Source organism: Roseococcus sp. SDR (assembly GCF_019083995.1).
Lineage (GTDB): Bacteria > Pseudomonadota > Alphaproteobacteria > Acetobacterales > Acetobacteraceae > Roseococcus.
This window is the reverse complement of record NZ_JAHRCU010000009.1, coordinates 154,992-173,729: the sequence shown is the minus strand read 5'-3', so window position 1 is coordinate 173,729 and position 18,738 is coordinate 154,992. Positions and strand designations below refer to the sequence as shown.

The 18,738-nt window shown below is 69.9% G+C and carries 18 protein-coding genes; 7 read left to right on the top strand and 11 right to left on the bottom strand.

Features of this window, described 5'->3' with window-relative positions; all coding sequences use genetic code 11:
- Positions 1-16: 16 nt before the first annotated feature.
- Positions 17-1,342 carry an AarF/ABC1/UbiB kinase family protein gene (locus KTR66_RS12455; RefSeq protein ID WP_213612949.1) on the top strand — a complete coding sequence of 442 codons (1,326 nt, stop codon included), beginning with the start codon at positions 17-19 and terminating at the stop codon, positions 1,340-1,342.
- Between the two features lie 7 nt (positions 1,343-1,349).
- Here the strand turns inward: KTR66_RS12455 and KTR66_RS12450 are convergent, their stop codons facing one another.
- The 5 genes from KTR66_RS12450 to KTR66_RS12430 all read right to left on the bottom strand — a co-directional run bounded on the left by KTR66_RS12450 (position 1,350) and on the right by KTR66_RS12430 (position 6,327).
- Positions 1,350-2,231 carry a TauD/TfdA family dioxygenase gene (locus KTR66_RS12450; protein ID WP_213612921.1) on the bottom strand — a complete coding sequence of 294 codons (882 nt, stop codon included), beginning with the start codon at positions 2,229-2,231 and terminating at the stop codon, positions 1,350-1,352.
- Between the two features lie 16 nt (positions 2,232-2,247).
- Positions 2,248-3,216, bottom strand: coding sequence for a tripartite tricarboxylate transporter substrate binding protein (locus KTR66_RS12445; RefSeq protein WP_213612920.1), 969 nt, complete (start codon positions 3,214-3,216; stop codon positions 2,248-2,250).
- A 70-nt stretch (positions 3,217-3,286) separates the two neighbouring features.
- Positions 3,287-4,261 (bottom strand): tripartite tricarboxylate transporter substrate binding protein, encoded by a 975-nt coding sequence (locus KTR66_RS12440; protein WP_213612919.1) that lies wholly within the window; start codon positions 4,259-4,261, stop codon positions 3,287-3,289.
- A 71-nt stretch (positions 4,262-4,332) separates the two neighbouring features.
- On the bottom strand, positions 4,333-5,070 hold the full coding sequence (locus tag KTR66_RS12435; RefSeq protein WP_213612918.1) for a dienelactone hydrolase family protein: 738 nt from the start codon (positions 5,068-5,070) through the stop codon (positions 4,333-4,335).
- A 27-nt stretch (positions 5,071-5,097) separates the two neighbouring features.
- Positions 5,098-6,327 carry an Hsp70 family protein gene (locus KTR66_RS12430; RefSeq protein ID WP_213612917.1) on the bottom strand — a complete coding sequence of 410 codons (1,230 nt, stop codon included), beginning with the start codon at positions 6,325-6,327 and terminating at the stop codon, positions 5,098-5,100.
- Here KTR66_RS12430 and KTR66_RS12425 point away from each other — a divergent pair.
- Both KTR66_RS12425 and KTR66_RS12420 read left to right on the top strand, forming a co-directional pair.
- Complete coding sequence (locus tag KTR66_RS12425) at positions 6,314-7,024, top strand: glutathione S-transferase family protein (RefSeq protein WP_213612916.1); 711 nt, start codon at positions 6,314-6,316, stop codon at positions 7,022-7,024. The genes KTR66_RS12430 and KTR66_RS12425 overlap by 14 nt on opposite strands.
- A 4-nt stretch (positions 7,025-7,028) precedes the next feature.
- Positions 7,029-8,219, top strand: a complete 1,191-nt coding sequence (locus tag KTR66_RS12420; RefSeq protein WP_213612915.1) for an MFS transporter — start codon at positions 7,029-7,031, stop codon at positions 8,217-8,219.
- Here KTR66_RS12420 and KTR66_RS12415 read toward each other — a convergent pair.
- From KTR66_RS12415 to KTR66_RS12395, 5 genes are all read right to left on the bottom strand, one after another.
- Positions 8,200-8,598, bottom strand: a complete 399-nt coding sequence (locus KTR66_RS12415) for a hypothetical protein (protein WP_213612914.1) — start codon at positions 8,596-8,598, stop codon at positions 8,200-8,202. The two genes, KTR66_RS12420 and KTR66_RS12415, sit on opposite strands and share 20 nt — an antisense overlap.
- Positions 8,599-8,649: 51 nt before the next feature.
- Complete coding sequence (locus KTR66_RS12410) at positions 8,650-9,861, bottom strand: MFS transporter (protein ID WP_213612913.1); 1,212 nt, start codon at positions 9,859-9,861, stop codon at positions 8,650-8,652.
- 67 nt (positions 9,862-9,928) lie between these two features.
- On the bottom strand, positions 9,929-11,563 hold the full coding sequence (locus KTR66_RS12405; RefSeq protein ID WP_213612912.1) for a hydantoinase B/oxoprolinase family protein: 1,635 nt from the start codon (positions 11,561-11,563) through the stop codon (positions 9,929-9,931).
- Positions 11,560-13,485 carry a hydantoinase/oxoprolinase family protein gene (locus KTR66_RS12400; RefSeq protein WP_213612911.1) on the bottom strand — a complete coding sequence of 642 codons (1,926 nt, stop codon included), beginning with the start codon at positions 13,483-13,485 and terminating at the stop codon, positions 11,560-11,562. Before KTR66_RS12400 ends, KTR66_RS12405 begins: the two co-directional genes overlap by 4 nt.
- A 4-nt stretch (positions 13,486-13,489) precedes the next feature.
- Positions 13,490-14,446 (bottom strand): tripartite tricarboxylate transporter substrate binding protein, encoded by a 957-nt coding sequence (locus tag KTR66_RS12395; RefSeq protein ID WP_213612910.1) that lies wholly within the window; start codon positions 14,444-14,446, stop codon positions 13,490-13,492.
- Between the two features lie 92 nt (positions 14,447-14,538).
- Between KTR66_RS12395 and KTR66_RS12390 the strand changes: the two genes are divergently transcribed.
- Complete coding sequence (locus tag KTR66_RS12390) at positions 14,539-15,531, top strand: tripartite tricarboxylate transporter substrate binding protein (RefSeq protein WP_249732066.1); 993 nt, start codon at positions 14,539-14,541, stop codon at positions 15,529-15,531.
- Positions 15,532-15,921: 390 nt separating this feature from the next.
- Here the strand turns inward: KTR66_RS12390 and KTR66_RS12385 are convergent, their stop codons facing one another.
- Positions 15,922-16,926: a TerC family protein gene (locus KTR66_RS12385; protein WP_213612909.1), complete on the bottom strand. Its 1,005-nt coding sequence runs from the start codon at positions 16,924-16,926 to the stop codon at positions 15,922-15,924.
- A 300-nt stretch (positions 16,927-17,226) separates the two neighbouring features.
- On the opposite strand from KTR66_RS12385, the gene KTR66_RS12380 reads away from it, so the two are divergent.
- From KTR66_RS12380 to KTR66_RS12370, 3 genes are all read left to right on the top strand, one after another.
- Positions 17,227-17,508: a twin-arginine translocase TatA/TatE family subunit gene (locus KTR66_RS12380; protein WP_213612908.1), complete on the top strand. Its 282-nt coding sequence runs from the start codon at positions 17,227-17,229 to the stop codon at positions 17,506-17,508.
- A gap of 82 nt (positions 17,509-17,590) precedes the next feature.
- On the top strand, positions 17,591-18,154 hold the full coding sequence (locus KTR66_RS12375; RefSeq protein WP_213612947.1) for a methylthioribulose 1-phosphate dehydratase: 564 nt from the start codon (positions 17,591-17,593) through the stop codon (positions 18,152-18,154).
- Complete coding sequence (locus KTR66_RS12370) at positions 18,151-18,690, top strand: acireductone dioxygenase (protein ID WP_213612907.1); 540 nt, start codon at positions 18,151-18,153, stop codon at positions 18,688-18,690. Before KTR66_RS12375 ends, KTR66_RS12370 begins: the two co-directional genes overlap by 4 nt.
- Positions 18,691-18,738 lie beyond the last annotated feature (48 nt).

The window sequence follows — 18,738 nt, the reverse complement described above, 5'->3', positions numbered from 1 at the left end:
CGGCGAGGTGAAGCGCATGGCGCGCACCTCGGGCGCCGTCACCGGCATCGCAGCGCGGGTGGCGGGCGAGCGCTTCCTCGGCATCAAGACCAACAAGGACGCGCATGCGGGGGACCTCAAGGCGATCCTGGGCGGGTTGAAGGGGCCGATGATGAAGGTGGCGCAGTTCCTCGCCACCATCCCCGACGCGCTGCCCGAGGAATACGCGCGCGAGTTGGCGACGCTGCAATCCAACGCGCCGCCCATGGGCTGGGCCTTCGTGAATCGCCGCATGGGCACGGAGCTGGGCCCGCAATGGCAGTCGAACTTCGCCGAATTCGGGCGCGAGGCCGCGGCCGCCGCCTCGCTCGGCCAGGTGCATCGCGCGAAGCTGAAGGACGGCACCGAGGTCGCCTGCAAGCTGCAATACCCGGACATGAATTCCGTCGTGGAGGCGGATCTCAAGCAGCTCAAGCTCGGCATGCAGCTCTATCGCAAGATGGACAGCGCCCTCGACAATGAGGACGCCTATGCCGAGATCGCCGAGCGCCTGCGCGAGGAGCTGGACTACACGCGCGAGGCCGCGCATCAGCGCCTCTATGGGCTGATCCTGGCCGATGAGCCGCGCGTGCATGTGCCCACGCCGATCGACAACCTGACCACCCGCCGCCTGCTGACCATGACCTGGCTGAAGGGCGGCTCCATCCTCAAGCGGTTGGATGAGGAGCCCTCGCTGGAGGAGCGCAACCTCTATGCCGAGGCGCTGTTCCAGGCCTGGTACAAGCCGGTCTATCGCTATGGCGTGATCCATGGCGACCCGCATCTGGGCAATTACCAGGTGCGCCAACCGGCCGTGCATGACGAGACGGGCGGGATCAGCCTGCTCGATTTCGGCGTGGTGCGGATCTTCCCGCCGAGCTTCATCACCGGCGTCATCACCCTCTATGAGGCGGTGCGTGACGGCGATGACGACAAGGCGCACTACGCCTTCGAATCCTGGGGTTTCCGCAACCTCTCGCGCGAGACGATGCTGGTGCTGAAATCCTGGGCCGACTTCCTCTATGAGCCGCTGCTGGAGGACAAGGTCCGCTTCATCCAGCAATCGGAAGACCCGACGCATGGCCGCAAGGTCGCGCAGGCGGTGCATGAGGGGTTGAAGCGCACGGGCGGCGTGAAGATTCCGCGCGAATTCCCGCTGATGGATCGTGCCGCGATCGGCCTGGGCAGCGTCTTCTTCCGCCTCAAGGCGCAGCGCAACTGGCACCGCATGTTCAACGAGCTCATCGCCGATTACAGCGAGGAGAAGCTGGCCCAGCGCCAGGCGGCGGCGCTGGCCGAGGCGCGGGTGCCGGGGCCGATTTAATTCGGTTTCAGGCCGCCTGCTGCTCCAGCGTCGGCGCCACGTCGGAGAGGGTGACGCGGCGCATGTCGCGCTTGTAGCGCTGGTCGTCATAGGCGCGGCCGCGATGCAGCGTGCAGCGATTGTCCCACATGACGAGGTCGCCCACCGCCCAGCGGTGGGAATAGACGAAGCGCGGCTGCGTCGCGTGCTCCAGCAGGTCGCGGATCAGCATCAGCGCCTCGGGCGTCGGCATGCCGTGGATGCGGCCGATATGCGAGGAGAGGAAGAGCGCGGTGCGGCCGGATTCCGCGTGGCGGCGCACCAGGCGCTGCGGCACGGGGGCGAATTGCCGGCGCTCGGCCTCGGTCCATTCGGCGAAGCCCAGCATGGCGCGCGAATAGATCAGCGAATGGTCGCAGACCATGTCCCGCAGGCGGTCCTGCATGGCGGCGGGCAGCGCCTCCCAGGCGCCGCGCGTATCGGCGAACTCGGTCTCCCCGCCCTCGGGCGGGATGCTGCGGGCATGCAGCAGGGAATGCTTGGCCGGCGTCGCCTTGAAGCTGCTGTCCGAATGCCAGAGCCGGTTGCCCAGCGAGAAGAAGCGCCGCCGGTCATCGGCGGCCAGGATTTCGCCCTTCTCATCCAGGTTCGAGATGTCGTTCATCGCGAAATGCTTGAGGCGCTGCTTCTCCACATCCACCGTGGCGCGCGTCTGCTCGATGGGGCCGAAGCGCGCGGCGAATTCCATCTGCTGGTCGTCATCGATGTCCTGCCCGGGAATGACCAGCACGCCGTAGCGGGCGATGGCCGCGTCCATCACGGCGAATTCTTCCTCGGTCAGCGGGCGGCGGAGATCGGCCCCTTCGATGCGGGCGCCGAACTCGGGCTTGAGCGGGGTGACGGTCAGCATGGCGTTGTCTCCGGTCTCATTGCGCGCGGACATCGGCGGCGCGGATCACCTCGCGCCATTTGGCGCGGTCGGCCGCGAGGCGATTGGCGAAGGCCTCGGGCGGTTCATAGAGCGGCGTGAAGCCGGCCTCGGTCAGGCGGCGCGGCAGCGCGGGATCCGCCATCGCGGCCCGCACCGCAGCGTCCCAGCGGGCAACGACATCGGCCGGCGTGCCGCGCGGCAGGCAGAGGCCGAACCAGCCCGTCACCTCGAAGCCGGGCAGCGTTTCGGCGATGCGGGGCAGGTTCTCGTAGCCGGCCACACGCGTGGGGTCGCCTTGCGCGATGAAGCGCATGGTGCCGTCGCGCACCTGGCCCGCCACATCGCCGATATTGGTGATCATGAAATCCACGCGGCCGCCGATGATGTCCACCGCCGCCGGCGCCGCCCCGCGATAGGGGATGTGCTGCATGTTCACCTGGCCCAGCCGCTTCATCAGCTCGCCCGCGAGATGCTGGGCGGAGCCGGGGCCGGGGCTGGCAAAGGTGATTTCACCCGGGCGACGGCGCGCCTCCTCGAGGATCTGCGCGACGGATTGGAAGCGGCTGCCGGAGGCCACCACCAGCGCGTAGGAGGAGAGCGCGACATTGGAGACGGGCAGCAGCTCCGCCCCCGGATCGAGCGGCAGGTTGGCGCCCTGCAGCTGTGGCGTGATGGAGAGCGTGCTCATCGGGCATTGGAAGGCGGTGTAGCCATCGGGCGCGCTGCGGGCGACGAGCTCAGCGCCGATCGCGCCATTCACGCCGGTGCGGTTCTCGACGGCGACGCGCTGGCCGAGCAAAGGCGAGATGGCCTCGGCGACGAGGCGGGAGAGTGTGTCCGAGCCGCCGCCGGCGGCGAAGCCGCTGACGATGCGCGGCGGGCGTTCGGGGAAGGCCGCCATCGCCGGCGTGGCGAGGGCGAGCGGGAGCAGGATGGCCAGGACGCGGCGGGCATGGCTTCGCATGTTTCCCTCCCCAGGGAATTTTGCGGAGCGTCACGCCGCGCGCCCGGCGCTGTCAAGGTGAAGGTGCTGGTCAGCCCTCGGCGCGGATGTTCCCGCGCTCGATCACCTCGCGCCATTTGTCGCGCTCGCGTGCCAGGCGGGCATCGCCGGCGGCGGGCGTGCTGCCGACATAGTCGAAGCCGAGCTCGCCGAAGCGGCGCGCCACATCCTCGGCGCGGGCGGCATGGATCGCGGCTTCATGCAGCCGGGCGACGGGGCCGTCCGGCGTGGCCTTGGGTGCCGCCAGCATGGCCCAGGTATAGACGTCATAGCCGCGAAGGCGCGGGTCGCTCTCGGCCATGGTCGGCACGTCAGGGAATTGGCTGATGCGCGTCTCGGTCATCGCCGCCAGCGCGCGCACCGTGCCGGCGCGGATATGGGCGGCCGCCCCCGGCACATCGGCGAAGACCATGTTCACCTCCCCCGCCAGCAGCGCCGTCAGCGCGGGGCCGCTGCCGCGATAGGGGACATGCGTCAGCTCCACGCCCATCATCATCTTGTAGAGTTCGCCGCCCAGATGTAGCGGCGTGCCCATGCCGGCGGAGCCGTAGTTCAGCCGCGCGCCATTCGCGCGCGTCCAGGCGTGGAAGCCCGCGATGTCGCGCGGCGGGGCGTCGGCGCGCACCACGAGAATGTAGGGCGAGGTGGAAACCAGGCTGATGACGCGCAGATCCGCCACCGGGTCATAGGGCATGGGCCGCATGGTGAGCGGCGAGGTGAGGAAGGAGATGGAGCCCATCAGCACCGTGTGCCCATCGGGCCGCGCCTGCACCACGGCGCGCGTGCCGATGGTGGCCCCCGCGCCGCCGCGGTTCTCGACGGTGATGGGCTGGCCGAGGAATTCGCTCATCTTCGGCGCCATGAGCCGCGCGCCGATATCGGGCGTGCCGCCCGGTGGGAAGGGGACGATCATGTTGACCGGCCGGTCGGGCCAGTTGGGCTGCGCCAGCGCAGGCGTGGCGAGCGGCAGCATGAGCGCGGCGCGGCGCGGGATGCGGATGTTCATTCTTGCGTTCCTCCCGTTCAGAGCATGATCCGCTGAGGCGCAAGCGCCGAAGCGGTGAATCATCCTCTTAGCTATAGATTGCGACGATACAGCGAAATCAGCCGTTCCCAATGGCGTTCGGCGGCGGGCTTGTCGAAGCACCAGCGCTGCGGGAAGGCGAAGCCGTGATGCACGCCGGGATGGATTTCCAACTCGCCGCGCGCACCTGACGCGTCGAACAGGGCCTGGAGCTCGGCCACCATGGGCAGCGGCGCGAGCTCATCATGCTCGGCGCAGCAGATGTAGAGTTCGGCGCGACCCTGGCTGAGCGTGAGGTGCGGGCTTTCCTCGGCATCGCTCACCAGCCAGGTGCCGTAGATCGAGGCGGCGGCGGCGATGCGGCCGGGGAAGCGCGCGGCGGCGGCCAGCGCATAGGGGCCGCTCATGCAATAGCCATGCGTGCCGACGGCGCCCGGCTTCACCGCTGCTTGCGTGTCGAGGAAGGCGAGCATGCCCGCGACGTCAGACATGACGGGCGGGATGGTCATCTTGGTGCGGATGGCGCGCATGCGGTCGCGCTCCGGGTCGCCCACGGTCAGCACGCCGGGGCCGAAGACGCTGTCGCGCCCCGCGCGGTAATAGAGGTTGGGGAGTACGACGTAGAAGCCGATGCTGGCCAGGCGGCGGGCCATGTCGCGCAGCTCCTCGCGGATGCCGGGCGCGTCCATCAGCATCAGGATGGCGGGGTGCGGTCCGTGGCGTTCGGGGTGGACGATGAAGCTCTCCATCGCGCCATCGGGTGTCGCGATGTCGAGGGTCTGTTCGATCATGGGGGCCTCCCGTTTCGGGAGAGCCTGTCACCCGCGGCCCATCAGGGCCAGACCCTCCGCGACCGAGACGAATTCGCCGCCGGCCATGACGCGCTCCTTGCCGAAGCGCTTCTCGAAGAGGCGGCGCACGGCGGGGACCAGCGAGCTGCCGCCGGTGAGGAAGACGCGGTCCACCTGGGACGCGTTGAGCGATGCGTCGGTGAGGGCGGCGTCCACCGCCGCGCCGATCTGCTTGAGTTCCGGCGCGATCCAGGATTCGAAATCGCGGCGCGTGATCTCGGCATCCACCGCGAAATCGGCGTGGCGGAATTGCAGGCGCGCGCGGGGTTTGCTGGAGAGCGCGGCCTTCACGCCGGAGATGGCGCGATAGAGCTCATACCCCACCTCCTCCTCGATGAGCTGGATGAGCTGGTGCAGGCGTTCGGGCTCGGCCGCGTTGCGGGCCACATCGGCGATGTCGCGCAGCGTGCGAGGTGCGCGCATGAGCGAGAGCAAATGCCAGCGCGCGAAGCTGGTGTACCAGCCGGGCGGGATGGGAAGATCCGTGCCCATGACGTTGTAGCTGCCGCCCTTGCCGAGCAGCGGCGAGACGACGTGATCAATGATCCGGAAATCGAAGGCATCGCCCGCCACGCCGACGCCGGCATGGCCGAGCGGCGTCACACGCCCCGGCTCGAAGCGCAGCAGCGAGAAGTCGCTGGTGCCGCCGCCGAAATCCGCGACGAGCACGGTCGCCGCGCTGTCGAGTTGCGTGGCGAAGCGATGGCCGGCGGCGGCGGGCTCCAGCTCCACCCGCACGTCCGGCAGGCCGGCGGCGGCGAAGCCGGCGCGCAGCCGCGCCTCGCCCAGCGCGTCATCCGCCGTCTCGCCCACGAAGCGCACGGGGCGGCCGGCGATGACGCGCGCACCCTCCAACTCGGGGCCGAAGGGGGCCAGGAGCTCGCGCAGGAAGAGGCCGACCAGCGCTTCCAGGCCATAGGGGCGGCCCAGGATGCGCGTCTCCTGGAAGCTGCGTTGCGCGAGGTAGCTCTTCATGGAGAGGATGAGCCGCGCTTCCAGCGGGTCTTCCAGATAGGCGCTGATGCCTTGGGCGCCGGCCGCGTGCAGCAGGCGGCCCGCGCCGTCACGCCAGAAGCAGAGGATGGAGCGGAAGACCTCCTCCGTCGCGCGGCGCAGCACGCGGAGCTCGCCATCGGGGGAGAGGGCGGTCACCACGGAGTTCGTGGTGCCGAAGTCGATGCCGATGACGCGTTGCATCGCGCGCTTCAACCGGCTTCGCGCCCCCTTGGCAAGGCGCGGCTTTGCCGTGACGCTGATCGGCATGGAAAACACGCTCAGGCTCCTGGGGCGGCACAACGCCTTCAACGTCCGCAAGGTGCTCTGGCTCCTCGACGAGCTGGGGCTGCCCTTCGTGCAGGAGGATTGGGGGCGCGGCTTCCGTTCGACGGATGATCCGGAATTCCTGGCGCTCAATCCGCTCGGCACGGTGCCGGTGCTGGTGGATGGGGAGGCGGTGATCCGCGAATCCCACGTGATCCTGCGGTATCTCGCGGCGCGCGTGGGCGCGGAGGCGCTGTACCCGACGCCGCTTCCCGCCCGCGCGCGCGTGGAGGCCTGGATGGACTGGGTGGCGTACGAGATGTCCATGCCCATGCGCGGCGCCTATCTGGGCGGCGAATTGGGGCTCTCGCCCTGGAACCGCGCCTCCTTCGTGCAGATGGGGCGGGCGGAATATGCGCGGCGGATGGGGCAGCTGGACGAGGCGTTGCGTGATTCGCCCTACCTTGCGGGCGAGGCCTTCACGCTGGCCGATGTTCCGGCCGGCTTCGTGGTGCATCGCTGGTTCTCGATGAAGAGCGTGGAGCGCACGGAACTGCCCGCGCTGGAAGCCTATTACGAGCGGCTGTCGGCGCGCCCGGCCTATCGCCGCCATATCCGCAACGGGCTGCCGTAGCGCCATGCGCGGGTTTGCCGTCGCCGTCATCACCGCCCAGGTGCTGACGCAGATCGGCGCCTTCACCCTGCCCGCGCTGCTGCCGGAGTATCTGCGCCGCTGGAACCTCTCCGCCACCGAGGCGGGCTGGCTGATTGGCGCCTTCTTCGCCGCCTATGTGGTGGTGGTGCCGGTGCTGGTTTCGTTGACCGATCGCCTGCCAGCGCGGCGCATCTATCTGCTGGGCACGGGGCTGACGGCGGCCTCGCATCTAGGCTTCGCCTTCATCGCGGATGGGTTCTGGAGCGGGCTGGTGCTGCGCGCCATGGCGGGCATGGGCTGGGCGGGCTGCTACATGCCGGGGCTCAAGGTGATCGCCGAGCGGCTGGAGGGGAATGCGCAGTCGCGCGCCGTCTCCTGGCATGCGGCCGGTGTGGGCATCGCGGGCGCCATCTCCTTCGCGGTGGCGGGGTTCTGGGCCGCGCTGGGCGGCGCGGAGGCGGCCTTCCTGTTCAGCGGCGTCGCGGCCTGCGTCGCCTGCACCATCGGCGCCATCGTGATGCCGCGCGTGGCGCCGCGCCCGCCCGCCGTGCCCCGCCGGCTGCTGGATTTCCGCCCCGTGCTGCGCAACCGCGCGGCGACGGGCTGGATCATCGGCTACACCGTCCATACCTGGGAACTGGCCGCGCTGCGCGCCTGGGCGGTGACCTTCCTCACGCTCGTCATTGCGCGCGCGGGCGCGCCGGATTGGCTGCCGGGTCCGACCGCGCTCTTCACCGCGGCGGGGCTGGCCGGCATCGCCATTTCCGTCACGGGCAATGAGACGGCGCAGCGCTTCGGGCGCGCGCGCGTGGTGGCCTGGGCGATGGCCGCGGGGGCCTTGATGTCCGTGCTGACCGGGCTTTCCGCCTGGGTCTCGGCGCCGCTCGCGGCGCTGGCCGTGCTGCTGTGGAATGTGGCGATCTACCTCGATTCCTCCGCGCTGACGGCGGGCACGGTGCAGGCGGCGGGGCCGGAATTGCGCGGGGCGACGATGGGGTTGCACAGCATGTGCGGCTATGCGGGCGGCTTCGTCGGGCCGGTCGGCGTGGGGTTGGCGCTCGATCTGCTGGGCCCCGCCAACCCCGCCGCCTGGGCGCTGGCCTTCGGGCATCTCGCGCTGGTGACGCTGGCGGGGCTTTTCCTGCTGCGGCGGGTCAGCGCCGCTCGAGGATGAAAGCGAGGACGAGGCCCACGCCCACCGTCCAGAGCAGCCAGGCGGCGGCGCGGCTCAGATCCTCGGAAACGCCGCCATAGAGCCAAGGCGCCCAGGTGAGGGCGAGGCCGTCGCACATCACCGCCACGCCGGAGCCCAGCGCCATCCCCGCGACGATCTGGCTCCGCCGCAGCCCGCCCAGCCGCTCCACCAGCCAGATGGTTGGCCAGTTGAAGGCGACGCCGCCGGCAAAGGCCAGCACGGTCAGCACGCCACCCGAGAAGACGCCCAGAGGGGTGAGCAGGCGGATGAGGATCGCGCCCGACATCCAGAGCAGGAGTGCCAGGATGGAGACGCGCCCCATCTGGGCGCGGCTGAGCGTCTGGGTGCTGTGGGACATGGGGCGCCTGCCTCCTGCTTTGCCGGCTTTTCGCCGGCGGCGAGGCGATGGTTACCCCTGGCGCCGCCGCGCCTCGTTCAGCAGCAGCAGGATCATGAGGGCCAGCCCGACGCCGGACATGATGGCGATGGCCAGCCGCGGTCCCACGGAATCGCCCAGTACGCCCATGGCCAGCACGCCCAGTGGCCCCATGCCGATGCAGGTGGTGACGAGGCCGAGCACGCGGGAGCGGATCTCGGGCGGCGCCGCCGTCATCACCACCGAGGTCTGCATGGCGGCGAAGCGCGCGGTGCCGAGGCCGCCAATGGCGAGCAGCAGCCAGGCCAGCGCATAGCTGCCGGTGAAGGCGACCACGACCAGCAGGATCATGAAGAGGAAGGACCCGACGACGAGCGGCGCGGCCCCGGGCGGATTGCGACGCCCCAGCGCCAGCCAGAGCCCTCCGAGCAGCGCGCCGAAGGGCTCGGCCGCCGCGAGCAGGCCGATGGCGGCCGAGGAGGCGCCGAAGGCCAGCGTGCCGAAGGCGGGCAGGATCGAGTTGTAGCTGAAGGCGAAGACATTCATCACGAAGGTCACGCCCAGCACGATGCGCAGCGCGGAGAGGCTGAGCACCAGCCGCACCGCCTCGCCGATGCCGGCGAAGGGGTTGCCGGTGGCCGGCCGGCGCGGCGGTGCCGTCACCTGCGTGGCGAGGCGCAGCGCCACCAGGTGCAGCGCGCAGGCAATGGCGGCTGCGACCGCGATGCCGGCGAACTGGTAGATCACGCCGCCCAGCAGCGGGCCCACGGCGCGCGTGGTGCTGCCGGTGAGCGTATCCAGCGCCACGGCCTGGACGAGATCGCCCTGCGGCGCGGCATCGGCGGCCATGCGGCGGCGCGTCGCCATCTCGCCCGCCCAGGCGAGGCCGGCGAGCAGCCCCTGCAGCATGAGATGCCAGGTGGCGAGCTGCCCCAGCAGCGCCAGCAGCGCGACGCCGCCGGCCCCGAGCGCGGAACTCGTTTGCAGCGCGATGAGCAGGCGACGGCGGTCCATGCGCTCGGCCAGCGCGCCCGCCACGGCGCCCAGCAGCATCATCGGCAGCGCGCGCACCATGGCGACGACGGAGACGGCCAGCGCCGAGCCCGTCATCTCGAAGGTCCAGAGGGTGGCCGCGAGGAGCTCCAGCCAGCGCATGGCGTTGGCGATGCCGCCCAGCATCCAGAGGCGGCGGTAATCCGGCGTGCGCAGCAGGCGCGCAAGGGTCGCGGTATCAGGCCGGGCCATGGGCCTCGGTCATGATGATCATGGGTTCGCGTTTCCGCCCTGAGTCTTGGGCGGGATGTTGCGGCTTTCAGGCCGTGCTGGGAAGGCCGGCGAGCCGCGCATCCGCTTCGCGCAGCGCGGCGGGCCGTTCGGATTTCGGCCCATGGCCGCCGCCGCCGCCGGTCCACATCTCGATCACATCGCCCGCGCGCAGCACCAGGTCATCCTTGGAGCGGACCTCGATCACCGCCGCCCCGCGCAGCACGCGGCAGCCGCCGAGCGCGCCGGCCTCGCCGCCGGCCTGGCCTTCGGCGGCCACGCGGAAGCGGTCGCAGTAAATGGCGAGGCGCACGCCCTCCTCCAGGATGCGATACCGCCGCAGTGAGCCATTGCCTCCGCGATGCCGACCCGCACCACCCGTGCCGGGCAAGAGGCGATATTCCTCGATGCGGAAGAAGGGATAGTCCGCATCCGCCGCCTCGACCGGGACGTTGGTGCAGTTGGAAAGCGGGCCGGCCACGGCGTCACAGCCGTCATTCTCCGACGAGGCGCCATAGCCGCCGTCGCGCAGCTCGATGAAGACGCGGTAGCGGCCTTCCTTCAGCTGCGTGAGGCAGAAGCTGGTGGTGCTGTCGAAGCCCGTCGCCACCGCGCGCTCTGGGATGGCGTTCCCCAGCGCCTTCAGCACCGCGTCATAGGCGCGGTAGGTCGCTTCCATCCGCGCGCGGACCGGTGCCGGGAAGCGCGGGTTGAGCAAGGTGCCCTCGGGCACGGTGATGGTGACGGCGCGGGCCGCGCCCTCGTTGAAGGGCACGTCATCGCCGCTCAGGAAGGATTTCAGCGCGGCCAGCGTGCCGGAAACCACCGAGGCATAGGGCGCGTTCAGATGCGTGCGCACCTGCGGGCAGGTGCCGGTGAAATCCACGGCCAGCGTATCGCCCGCGATGGTGACGGTGGCGCGGATCAGCAGGGGTTCCGCGCTGATGCCGTCGTCGTCCACGTAATCCTCGCCGATATAGGTCCCGTCCGGCAGGTCGCGGATGGCGGCGCGCAGGCGGCGCTCCACATAGGCGATCTGGCCGGCCATGGCGGCCTCCACCGTGGCTGTGCCGTGCCGCGCGCAAAGCTCGCGCACACGCGCGATGCCGGTGAAGCAGGCGGCGAACTGGCTCTCGATGTCGCCGATGGTCTGCTCGGGCACGCGGATATTGGCGGCGATCATCCCGCGCAGATTGCCCTCCAGCCAGTCGCGCCGATGGTTCCAGCGCGCGGGCGGGATGATGAGGCCCTCGCCATAGAGATCGGTCGCGGAGGAATTGAGGCCCGGCGCGCCGCCGCCGATGTCGAGGTGGTGGGCCACGGCCGCCGCATAGCCGATGATCCGCTGCTCCACGAAGATCGGCATGAAGATCAGGATGTCCTGCAGGTGGTGCGCGCCGCGATAGGGGTGGTTGGTGATGTAGAAATCCCCCTCCTCCAGCCGCTCCGGCGGGCAGGCCGCCATGCAGTGGCGCAACGTGATGGAGAGCGAGCCGACGAGCACGGGGATCAGCTCATCGCTCTGCGCCACTGCCGCGCCGCTCGCATCCATGATGCCGGTGGAGGCGTCCTTGCCGTCGCGCACGATGGGCGAGAAGGCGGAGCGATAGAGCTTCGCTCCCATCTCGCGCGCCGTGGACATCAGCGCCTGGCCGATCACGGCCTGGTCGGCGGGGCTGATCATGCGTCCCTCGTCAGCAGGAGATTGCCGGCGGCGTCTTCCGAGGCAGCCCAGCCGGGCGGCACCCAGAGGCTGGCCGTGCTGTCCTCGATCAGCAGCGGGCCGTGGACGGGGGCGGTGAGGCGCGGCGGACCCGCGAGGCCGGGCAGTTCCTCGCGCGTCACATGCAGGCCGACGCGGTAGGAGACGATCTCGACCGCGCGGCGTGTGTCCACGGGCATGCGGTAGATGCGCTCATGCGCCGCGTTGAAGGCGGCGAGGAGATCGGCTTCGTCGAAGTGTTCGGCGGTCAGCGGCACGGCGATCTCGAAGGCCTGGCCGATGAGGCGCATGTCGAGGCTGACGTCCAGTCGCCGCGTGCCGGTCACGCCATGCGCGTCGAAGCGGGCTTCCAGCTCGGCGCGCATCTCGGCGATGGCAGCCATGGCCTCGGCAGCCGCGCCCGCGTTGATGGTGCGCCGGCGCGTGCGGGCGGCGAGCAGGCTGTGATCGGCCGCGAGCAGCCCATAGGCGGAGAGCACGCCCGCACCCGGCGGCACCAGCACGCGCGCCATGCCGAGCTCCTCGGCCACGGCGGCGGCGAGCAGCGGGCCCGCGCCACCGAAGGGCACCAGCACATGGTCGCGCGGGTCGCGCCCACGCTCGGTGGAGACGAGACGCACGGCGGCGACGACATGCGCGACCGCGATGCGGATCACAGACTCCGCCGTGGCTTCGACGGAAAGCCCCAGCTGCGCGGCGAGCGGCGCATAGGCGGCGCGCGCCGCCGCGCCATCCATGGTGAGCCCGCCCGCCAGCTTCTTGCCGGCCGGGATGCGCCCCGCGATGACCTGCGCGTCGGTCAGCGTCGGCCGCGTGCCCCCGCGCCCATAGCAGGCCGGGCCAGGCACCGCGCCCGCGCTGCGCGGCCCCACGCGAAGCATCCCGCCCTCATCCACCCAGGCGATCGAGCCGCCGCCCGCGCCCACCGTCGTGATGTCGAGCATGGGCATCTGCACGACGAGGCCATCCACGCGGGCCTCGCGCGCCAGCTCGGGCCGTCCATTCGCGATCAGCGCCACATCCGCGCTGGTGCCGCCGACATCCAGCGTGATGATGTCCCGCACGCCGGAGCGCCCGGCCTGGCGCACCGCGCCCATGACGCCCGCGGCAGGGCCGGAGAGCAGGGCGCTCGCCGCATTGCGCCGCATGGCGGTGGCCGGCACGCGCCCGCCATTGGACTGCATGACGGAGAAGGCGCCGGTGAAGCCGCCTTCCGCCAGGCGCGCTTCCATCCGGCCGAGATAGGCGTCCAGCACCGGCTGCACATAGGCCGAGAGCGCGGTGGTGCTGGCGCGCTCATATTCCCGGAATTCCTGCGTCACTTCATGCGAGGCGGTGACGGGCAGGCCGGGGGCGAGGCGCCGCACGAGATCGGCCAGCGCCACCTCATGCGCCGGATTGGCATAGGCGTTCAGCAGGCAGATCGCGACGGCGCCGTAGTTTCCGGCGGCGAGGAAGGCGGCGAGGCGGGGCGCGAAGGCTTCCGCATCGAAGCCGCGTTCGGCCGTGCCATCGGCCAGCATGCGCTCGGGCACGTCCAGCGAATCCGCGCGCTCGACCAGCGGCGCGGGCTTCTTGTAGCGCAGGTTGAAGAGCTGCAGCTTGTCCTGGCGGCCCAGCAGCAGCACGTCACGAAAGCCTTCCGTCACCAGCAGCGCGAGGCGCGCGCCGCGCCGCTCCAGCACCGCATTGGTGGCGACGGTGGAGCCGTGGACGAATTCCTCCATCGCATCGGGCGCGATGCCGGCGGCGGCCAGTGCGTCGAAGGCCGCGGCATCGGGCGCGGCGGGTGTGCTGGGCACCTTCGCCACGCGCACGCCCTCGGGCCCGATGCTCACCAGATCCGTGAAGGTGCCGCCGATCTCGATGCCGACCGCGCGCATCCCCTTACTGCACGCTGATGCGCGCTTCGCGGATCACGCGGCCCCAGCGCTCCGTCTCCTCGCGCGCGAGCTGCCCCAGCGCCTCGGGCGTGCCATCAGCGGGTTCGGCGCCGAGCTCCAGGATACGTTGGCGCACGGCGGGCCGCGCCATGATGCGGCGGAAGCCGGCATTCAGGCGCTGCACCACGGGGGCGGGCACCTGGCCGCCGGTGAAGAGCGCGAACCAGGACACGACCGAATAGCCCGGCACCGTCTCCGCCACCGTCGGGATGTCGGGGGCGGCCATCGCGCGGTTGGGCGAGGTGACGGCGAGGCCGGTGAGCCGGCCCGCGCGCACCAGCTCGATGGCACCCGGCATGTTCTCGAACATCAACTGGATCTGGCCGCCCTGGAGGTCTGTCAGCGCGGGCACGCTGCCGCGATAGGGGACATGCACGATGTCCACGCCCGTCATCAGCTTGAAGAGTTCGCCGGCCAGATGGGTGGTGGCGCCGATGCCGGCCGAGCCGAAATGGATGGCGCCGGGCCGAGCGCGCGCGGCGGCGATGAGCTGCGCGATGCTGGTGATGCCGCTCGACGGATTCACCACGACGAGGTTGGGCACATTCGCCACCAGCATGACGGGTGCCAGGTCGCGCAGCGGGTCATAGGGCAGGCTGGACATCAGCGCGGGGGCGGTGGCGATCGGCCCCGGCGTGCCCATGACGAGGCTGGTGCCATCGGGCGCCGCGGCCGCCACCTGCGCCGTGCCCGTCACGCCGCCCGCCCCGGGGCGGGATTCCACGATGATGGGCTGGCCGAATTCAGCCGGGCCATGCTCGGAGAGGATGCGCGCCAGCACATCGGTCGTGCCCCCGGTGGTGAAGGGGACCATGAGGCGGATGGGTCGCGCCGGAAGCTCCTGCGCCTGGGCGGCGAGGCCCAAGAAAGGGGTGGCCAGGAGCAGGGAGCGTCGGTTCATCGGCCTTCACCTTGCGAAGCTGTTGGGCGAATGTGTCCGAACAAGTTTGACCAGCCGCGTCACGGCATGCAAGTCGCGCGATGAGTCGCTATATGGCGCGCAAAGCCCTGGAGGATTTCATGCCCGTTCCGCGTCGCGCCCTTTTGGCGCTGCCTGCCCTGGCCACACCCGCGCTCGCGCAGCCCGCCTGGCCGGACCGGCCGGTGCGCATCATCGTCAGCTTCCCGGGCGGCTCCACGCCCGATATCGCGGCGCGCGCGGTGGCCACGCATCTGCAGCAGGTCTTCGGCCAGCCCTTCGTGATCGACAACCGCGCCGGCGGTGGCGGGACCATCGGCGCCGAGGCGGCTGCCCGCGCCACGGATGGGCATACGCTGGGCGTCACGATCGGCGGGCCCGGCTCCATCGCGAAGATCCTGAACCCGGCGCTGGCCTACGATCCGGTGACGGATCTGCAGCCTGTCTCGCTGCTGGCGCGCATGCCCTTCGTGCTGGCGGTGAACCCGAACGTGCCGGTGCGCAGCGTGGCGGAGCTGATCGCCTATGCGAAGGCCAATCCGGGCAAGCTGAACTACGGCTCGGTCGGCGCGGGCAGCACGGGGCACATGCTGGTCGCCGAGATGGCGGCGCGGCATGGGCTGGAGATGACGCATATCCCCTTCCGCTCCGTGCCGCAGAGCGTGACGGAGATCGTGGCCGGGCGGATCGAGCTGATGGCGGCCGCGGCGGGCTCGGTGCTGGGCCAGGCGCGGGGCGGGCAGGTGCGGGCGCTGGCGGTCTCGGGCGATGCGCGCATGACGCAATTGCCCGACGTGCCGCTGCTGACCGAGGCGGGCGAGCCGGGGGGCGGGATCTATGCCTGGATCGGCCTGTTTGCGCCGACCAACATGCCGGCCGAGCGCGTGGCGCGGATCGCGCAGGAAGTCGGGCGCGCGCTCTCCAACCCCGAGACGGGGCGGACGCTGGAGGCGGCAGGCTTCGAACCGTTGGGCACGCCGCCCGCGCTGCTCCGGGCGCTCATCCAGTCCGAGGTGGCGCATTGGGGGCCGATCATCCGGCGCCTCAACATCCGGCCGGAAAGTTAGTCTTTCACGCCCTCAGACGCCGGGCGCGCGCTCCGCGCGCTTGGCTTCGCAAAGCTGAAGCTTTGCGGCTCGCCTATTCGGCTCGCATACGTCGTTGTCGTGCCCTCAAACGCCGGGCGCCGGCTCCGCCGACTTGGCTTCGGAACGCTGAAGCGTTCCGGCTCGGCTATTCGCCTCGCATTCCGTGGGGGCGTGCCAGGGGCGGCCAAGTGGCCGCTGCGGCGCCGATTCAACGAAAAAGGGCGGTGCCTTGCGGCACCGCCCTTCGTGTTTGCGTCCTCACCGAATCCGGACCAGCGGCCTGGAGGGTCGAGGCCGCGAATGCGGCCCGCCGCTTGTGCGGCGAAGCCAAGCGCGCGGATGCGCGCGCCCGGCCTCTGAGGACATCAACTACTTGTGCCCGCTGCCCGCCTGCTCGCGCGTCTTGTACAGCGAGAAGACGATGCCGCCCGCGATCAGCGCGCCGGTGACGCCGAGCGAGAAGGCCGGGTCCAGCTTCCCGAAGATCTGGTTCCAGAAGATCTTCACGCCGATGAACACCAGCACCATGGCCAGCGCGTACTTCAGATACTCGAAGCGGTGCACCATGGCGGCCAGCGCGAAGTAGAGGGCGCGCAGGCCGAGGATGGCCATGATGTTCGCGGTGTAGACGATGAAGGTATCGGTCGTGATGGCGAAGATCGCCGGCACGCTGTCCACCGCGAAGATCAGGTCGGCGATGTTGATCACCACCAGCGCGAGGAAGAGCGGCGTGGCCGTCAGCGCCAGCTTGCCGGTCTTCGGGTCGGGCTCGCGGACGAAGAACTTCTGGTCATGCAGCTTGTCCGAGACGCGCATGTGCTTCTTCATGAAGCGCACGACCGGGTTCTTCGAGATGTCCGGGTCGCTCTCCGGCACCATCAGCATCTTCACGCCGGTGCCGATCAGGAAGGCGCCGAAGATGAAGAGGATCCAGGAATACTCCTGAACCAGGGCCGCGCCGATCGCGATCATGATGCCGCGCAGGATGATGACGGCGATGATGCCCCAGACCAGCGCGCGGTACTGGTATTTCCGCGGGATGGCGAAGTAGCCGAAGATCAGGCTGATCACGAAGACATTGTCGATCGACAGCGCCTTCTCGATGAAGAAGCCGGTGAAATAGGTGATGCCGGCATGCGTGCCGTCACTCGTCGTGATGTGGCCGGCGGAATAGGCCCACCAGATGAGGATGCCGTAGAGGATCGCGAAGCCGATATAGAAGGCGGAGAGGACCAGGCTTTCCTGGATGCCCATCTCCTTGTCTTCCTTGTTCAGCACACCGAGGTCGAAGGCGAGCAGGGCGACGACGATGGCGAGGAAGCCCGCCCACATCCAGATCGGCTTGCCGACCCATTCGAGCGCCAGAAATTCCATGGTTTGTCATACTCCTCTGGGCGGGGTGCGATGGTTTTGCCCCGCGAGATGGCAAAAACATCCGACATCACGTGGGTGAAGTTTCTCTTCACCCGCGCCAGAGGGGCCCGGATGGCGGGCCATATGGAGGATTTCTTACGACGGCGCAAGATTGCGCTGAACCGCACCTGAATGAATTTCCCATTGCGGCCGGGCCGGCCGCGTCCCACATAGAGGCCTTGTCGGGAGGGGAGTTTGCGCTCGGAGCGGGCGCACACTAGGTTCCCGCCAGCATAAGCACCACGGGATCGAGGCGCGACGATGGGTTCTTTCAGCATTTGGCATTGGTTGGTGGTTCTGCTGGTCGTTCTGCTGCTGTTCGGCAGCGGCAAGATCAGCGGCCTGATGGGTGACGTCGCGAAGGGGATCAAGTCCTTCAAGGCGAACATCAAGGAAGACGAGAAGCCCGCCGACGCTTCCATGGCCGCCGAATCGGCCCCGCCGGCCGGCACCATCGCGGGCCCGCAGGGTGCGACGACGACGGCCGCCACGGCCGAGCCCGCCAGCGGCAGCACCACCGCCACCGGCCGCCCGGCGGCCTGAACACGCGCCGGGCTTGGCCCGGCGGGAGACGGGCGTGATTCCTTCCGAAGCGACCGAGGCGATTCGCGCGGCCGGGCGCCGGATGGATCAGCGGGGATGGGTGCCGGCTACCGCCGGCAACATCTCCCTCCGTCTCGCGGATGGCCGCATCGCCATCACGCGCTCCGGGTTTCACAAAGGCTTCATCCCGGAGGACGGGGTGATGACGGTGGACCTCGACGGAAGGCCGGAGCAGTCCAACCTCCGCCCATCGGCTGAGACCGGGCTGCATTGCGGCATCTATCGGCGCTTCCCCAAGGCGGGCGCCGCGCTGCACGGGCATTCCGTGCCGGCGACGGTGCTGTCGCGCCTTGCGGGGCCGCATATCACGCTCGCGGGCTATGAACTGCTCAAGGCCTTTCCCGGCCTGCCGACGCATGAGGCGGCGATCCGGCTGCCCGTGCTGGAAAATGACCAGGACATTGCACGGCTGCAGGCCCGCGTGACCGAGGCCTGGGAGGCGGACCCCGCCCACCCGCCGGGCTACTTGATCCGCGGCCACGGCGTCTATGTATGGGCCGATGACATGCCGGGCGCCCTGCTGCGCCTGGAGGCGCTGGAATTCATGCTCGAATGCGAGCTGGAAGCACGGAGATTGCCGCGATGAGCCGACTGACCGTCTGGGATGCCGCGACCAAGGCGGAGATCCTCCGCACCGAGGACGCCGATACGATCGCCGCCACGCTGAAGGAAGTGGGCGTGCGCTTCGAGCGCTGGCCCGTGGCGCCGCTGCCCAAGGGCGCCCCCGCTGACGCGGTGCTGGCCGCCTACAAGCCGCATCTCGACGCCTTCCTGGCCGAGACCGCGGCCGGCACGGCAGACGTGATCCAGCTCACGCCGGACCATCCGATGAAGGACGCGCTTCGCGACAAGTTCCTGAAGGAGCACATCCACACCGAGGATGAGGTGCGCTTCTTCCATGAGGGAGCCGGCAATTTCGTGCTGCACCTGAATGGCCGCGTCTATGACGCGCATTGCACGCGGGGCGACCTGATCAGCGTGCCGGCCAACACGCAGCACTGGTTCGACAGCGGCGATGCGCCGGACTTCACCGTGCTGCGCGTCTTCACCGACACCAGCGGCTGGACGCCGCATTACACCGGCACCGACATGGCCGAACGTTTCCCGGTCGTGGTCGGCTAGGCCGCCGCCCCACGAAGCTTTCGCCGACTCAACCGCCGCTTTCGCGGC

Excerpts from the sequence above, each read along its gene's own strand:
- KTR66_RS12455 (WP_213612949.1), top strand. The coding sequence starts at position 17 with ATGGCGCGCACCTCGGGCGCCGTCACCGGCATCGCAGCGCGGGTGGCG.
- KTR66_RS12450 (WP_213612921.1), bottom strand. The coding sequence starts at position 2,231 with ATGCTGACCGTCACCCCGCTCAAGCCCGAGTTCGGCGCCCGCATCGAA.
- KTR66_RS12445 (WP_213612920.1), bottom strand. The coding sequence starts at position 3,216 with ATGCGAAGCCATGCCCGCCGCGTCCTGGCCATCCTGCTCCCGCTCGCC.
- KTR66_RS12440 (WP_213612919.1), bottom strand. The coding sequence starts at position 4,261 with ATGAACATCCGCATCCCGCGCCGCGCCGCGCTCATGCTGCCGCTCGCC.
- KTR66_RS12435 (WP_213612918.1), bottom strand. The coding sequence starts at position 5,070 with ATGATCGAACAGACCCTCGACATCGCGACACCCGATGGCGCGATGGAG.
- KTR66_RS12425 (WP_213612916.1), top strand. The coding sequence starts at position 6,314 with ATGACGCGTTGCATCGCGCGCTTCAACCGGCTTCGCGCCCCCTTGGCA.
- KTR66_RS12430 (WP_213612917.1), bottom strand. The coding sequence starts at position 6,327 with ATGCAACGCGTCATCGGCATCGACTTCGGCACCACGAACTCCGTGGTG.
- KTR66_RS12420 (WP_213612915.1), top strand. The coding sequence starts at position 7,029 with ATGCGCGGGTTTGCCGTCGCCGTCATCACCGCCCAGGTGCTGACGCAG.
- KTR66_RS12415 (WP_213612914.1), bottom strand. The coding sequence starts at position 8,598 with ATGTCCCACAGCACCCAGACGCTCAGCCGCGCCCAGATGGGGCGCGTC.
- KTR66_RS12410 (WP_213612913.1), bottom strand. The coding sequence starts at position 9,861 with ATGGCCCGGCCTGATACCGCGACCCTTGCGCGCCTGCTGCGCACGCCG.
- KTR66_RS12405 (WP_213612912.1), bottom strand. The coding sequence starts at position 11,563 with ATGATCAGCCCCGCCGACCAGGCCGTGATCGGCCAGGCGCTGATGTCC.
- KTR66_RS12400 (WP_213612911.1), bottom strand. The coding sequence starts at position 13,485 with ATGCGCGCGGTCGGCATCGAGATCGGCGGCACCTTCACGGATCTGGTG.
- KTR66_RS12395 (WP_213612910.1), bottom strand. The coding sequence starts at position 14,446 with ATGAACCGACGCTCCCTGCTCCTGGCCACCCCTTTCTTGGGCCTCGCC.
- KTR66_RS12390 (WP_249732066.1), top strand. The coding sequence starts at position 14,539 with ATGGCGCGCAAAGCCCTGGAGGATTTCATGCCCGTTCCGCGTCGCGCC.
- KTR66_RS12385 (WP_213612909.1), bottom strand. The coding sequence starts at position 16,926 with ATGGAATTTCTGGCGCTCGAATGGGTCGGCAAGCCGATCTGGATGTGG.
- KTR66_RS12380 (WP_213612908.1), top strand. The coding sequence starts at position 17,227 with ATGGGTTCTTTCAGCATTTGGCATTGGTTGGTGGTTCTGCTGGTCGTT.
- KTR66_RS12375 (WP_213612947.1), top strand. The coding sequence starts at position 17,591 with ATGGATCAGCGGGGATGGGTGCCGGCTACCGCCGGCAACATCTCCCTC.
- KTR66_RS12370 (WP_213612907.1), top strand. The coding sequence starts at position 18,151 with ATGAGCCGACTGACCGTCTGGGATGCCGCGACCAAGGCGGAGATCCTC.